We start from the raw sequence: 2,502 nt of genomic DNA, 5'->3' as shown, positions 1-2,502 counted from the left end.
GTCGCAGGCCCGCATGGAGAAGGAGGCGGCCACCCGGTCGGCCTTCCAGGCCGGCGAGCTCGGCCTGGACCGTTACGGACTGCGTCAGCGGCTGGGCGAGTTCGGTATCGAGTACGTCACCTACTCCGAGTATGAGCGGGGACGGTGATGACTGACGCTCCCGACTACGACGGTACGGGCGTGCGCTGCACCATGCTGCGGGGCGGCACCTCCCGAGGGCTGTACTTCGAGGCCGCGGATCTTCCGGCCGACTCTGGAGAACGGGACGATGTGCTGCTGCGGCTGATGGGCACGCCCGACCCACGGCAGATCGACGGCCTCGGCGGTAGCACGTCGTTGACGAGCAAGGTGGCCGTCGTCGGCCCATCGCACCATCCGGACGCGGACGTCGACTACCTGTTCCTGCAGCTGGGAGTCGAGCAGGCCATGGTCAGCGACCGGCAGAACTGCGGCAACATCCTGGCCGGGGTCGGACCGTTCGCGGTGGAGCGTGGCCTGGTCCCGGCCCCCGACGATGAGACCAGCGTGCGGATCCGGATGGTCAACTCCGACAGCATCGCCGTCGCCACCTTCCCGACCCCGCGAGGCCGGGTCGAGTACAGGGGAGACGTCACGATCGACGGCGTGCCCGGCACCGCCGCACCGGTGACGCTCACCTTCACCGGCACCGAGGGATCGTTCACCGGGAGCCTGCTTCCCACCGGGAACGTCCGCGACGTGGTGGGCGGCGTGCCGACGACCTGCGTGGACAACGGCATGCCGGTGGCCGTGGCCATGGCGGAGTCCTTCGGTCTCACCGGCTACGAGTCCCACGAGGACCTGGCCGCCGACGCCGCTCTGCTCGAGCGGATCGACGCCTTCCGGGTCGAGGCCGGCCGGTTGATGGGCCTCGGCGACGTCACGGAATCCTCGGTGCCGAAGTCGATCCTGCTTGCCCCGCCGCGCGACGGCGGGCAGCTCTGCACCCGATCGTTCATTCCAGTCAAGCCCCACACCTCGGTCGGCATACTGGCGGCCGTCAGCGCGGTGACCGGCATGCTGCTCCCGGGCGCGGTCGGCCACGAGCTGACCGACGCCTGGCCCACAGGCCGCTCGCAGGTCGGCGTCGAGCACCCGACCGGCCACCTGCTCGTCGACGTCGTGGTCGACACCGATGCGGCGCCGCCGCGGGTGGTCCGCTCGGGCGTCGTGCGCACCGCCCGCAAGCTCTTCGACGGCACCGCCTTCCCCCGTGCCCGATCCCGCACCCCGAATCCGTGAATCCGCCCCGTCGATGGGAGACGATATGCCACCCCTGCACGAGATCGCCCACCTCGCCCACGTGGAGCTCCGCACGCCGGTGTTCGAGGAGAGCCTCGAGTTCTTCACCCGATTCCTCGGGCTGACCGAGAACGGGTCGGCCGGGGACTCGGTGTTCCTGCGAGCCTTCGACGACTACGAGAACACCACCATCAAGCTCACCGCCCACAGCACATCGGGGGTCGGTCGCACCAACCTGCGAGCGGCCGGCCCCGAGGCGCTCCAGCGCCTGGTCAAGGAGATCGAGGCGACCGGCCGCGGTGTCGGCTGGCAGGACGGCGACCCCGGGTACGGGCCGACCTACGTCTTCACCGACCCCGATGGGCACGAGCTCGGCGTGTACTACGAGAGTGAGTGGTACGAGCCGCCGGCCGAGCTGAGGCCGTCGCTGAAGAACCAAGCGCAGGCGTATCCGGCACGCGGCGTCAGCGTCCGCCGCCTCGACCACATCAACTACCTCGGGGTCGACGTCGAACAGAACCGGGACTACCTGCGCGACGTCCTCGGCGCCATGGTCACCGAGCAGATCGTGCTCGACGACGGATCCACCGCGGGCAGCTGGACGACGTTCACCAGCAAGGGCTACGACGCCGTCTACACCCGTGACCGCACCGGCACACCCGGCCGGCTACACCACATCGCCTTCGCCGTCGACACTCGCAGCGACATTCTCCGTGCCGCCGACATCGCTCTCGACCAGGGAGTCTTCATCGAGACCGGTCCGCACAAGCACGCCATCCAGCAGACCGTCTTCCTTTACGTCTACGAGCCAGGCGGCAACCGGATCGAGCTGTGCAACGCCGGCGCCCGGCTCGTCCTGGCCCCGGACTGGCAGCCGGTCGACTGGACCGAGGCGGAACGGGCCAAGGGGCAGGCGTGGGGGTTGAAGACCATCGAGTCCTTCCACACCCACGGCACGCCTCCCGTCGACCGGGCGCCGTGACCCCTGCGGTGCGCATCTCGGTCCTCGGGCTGGGGGAGGCGGGGGCGGAGATCGCCCGCGACCTGGTGGCCGCCGGGGCGGACGTCCGCGGCTACGACCCCCGGGTCGCGCCGCCTGCGGGAGTGGCATTCCGCTCCGGCGAGGCCGACGCCGTCGCCGACGCCGACCTGGTGCTCAGCGTCAACAGCGCGGACGACGCGATGACCGCACTGAGTAACGCATTACCCAGGCTGCGACCCGGGACGGTCTGGGCGGACCTC

General features: G+C 70.3%; 3 protein-coding genes and 1 pseudogene. All 4 read left to right on the top strand.

The genetic code is table 11. The features are described 5' to 3' along the window. Positions 1–148: pseudogene (locus ELR45_RS42950) on the top strand (4-carboxy-4-hydroxy-2-oxoadipate aldolase/oxaloacetate decarboxylase); the annotation flags it as partial. Further along, positions 148–1,260 (top strand): 4-oxalomesaconate tautomerase, encoded by a 1,113-nt coding sequence (locus ELR45_RS25125; RefSeq protein ID WP_129668773.1) that lies wholly within the window; start codon positions 148–150, stop codon positions 1,258–1,260. The pseudogene ELR45_RS42950 and the gene ELR45_RS25125, both read left to right, overlap by 1 nt. 25 nt (positions 1,261–1,285) lie before the next feature. Next, a complete protein-coding gene (locus tag ELR45_RS25120) occupies positions 1,286–2,242 on the top strand; it encodes a VOC family protein (protein ID WP_129668772.1) in 957 nt (318 codons plus the stop codon). Further along, the coding region (locus ELR45_RS39030) for an NAD(P)-binding domain-containing protein (protein ID WP_205857218.1) at positions 2,239–2,502 on the top strand (264 nt) is incomplete at its 3' end. The genes ELR45_RS25120 and ELR45_RS39030, both read left to right, overlap by 4 nt.

This window comes from Phytoactinopolyspora endophytica, from assembly GCF_004138495.1.
In the GTDB taxonomy this organism is placed as follows: Bacteria; Actinomycetota; Actinomycetes; order Jiangellales; family Jiangellaceae; genus Phytoactinopolyspora; species Phytoactinopolyspora endophytica.
Note: the sequence above shows the minus strand (reverse complement) of the source record. Positions and strands in the feature narration are given on the sequence as shown.

Bases quoted from the DNA above. Each gene is read 5' to 3' on its own strand.
- ELR45_RS25125 (WP_129668773.1), top strand. From the start codon at position 148: ATGACTGACGCTCCCGACTACGACGGTACGGGCGTGCGCTGCACCATG.
- ELR45_RS25120 (WP_129668772.1), top strand. From the start codon at position 1,286: ATGCCACCCCTGCACGAGATCGCCCACCTCGCCCACGTGGAGCTCCGC.